1 protein-coding gene is annotated in these 572 nt (G+C 49.1%); it reads right to left on the minus strand.

Annotated elements, in window-relative coordinates; all coding sequences use genetic code 11:
• Positions 1–572: L-serine ammonia-lyase, iron-sulfur-dependent, subunit alpha (locus R7Z50_RS29665; protein ID WP_318150036.1), on the minus strand; the 572-nt coding region annotated here is incomplete at both ends.

Consider the following 572-nt stretch of genomic DNA (forward strand, 5'->3'; position numbering starts at 1 on the left):
GCCGCACTGGTAACAGTGTTGCCACAAAATGCGGATAACGGTGGGTAATAAGATTTGATGTAAATAGCCCCTAAATGACTCATGATCAACGCGCGAGCCAGCTGTTCTTCGTCGTTTTGAAATGCTTCTGCGGCAACTACAACTGGCATTGTAGCGGCAATACCTTGGTTCCCACTGCCGAAATTGCTCATGGCTGGCAACGTCGCCCCTCCCATGCGAGCATCAGACGCCGCGGATGTCATCATCTGTATACGACTCATTAAGTCATTGCCCAATAAGCCTTGCTCGATGTTGCCTTTTAGCGTGCGTCCAATTTCTAGGCCATAGCCTCGGTCGATACCCTCTTGAGCGAGCAAGGTATTAAGCTCTGCTGCTTGGAGAATGAATTTGATCTCTTCAAAAGGCGCTTGAGTGGCAAACTCATAGATTTGTTTGATCGAAATATCCACACCTTCACAAACGGAAGCGGTTGCAACGCGTTGCTGCGGTGGAGCATCAAAAATCACGTCGCCATTGCGCATGATCTGGATAATGTTGGTGTGACCGCCACTGATCGTGACCGAAACAACATC

This window comes from Vibrio sp. 1249-1, from assembly GCF_033340495.1.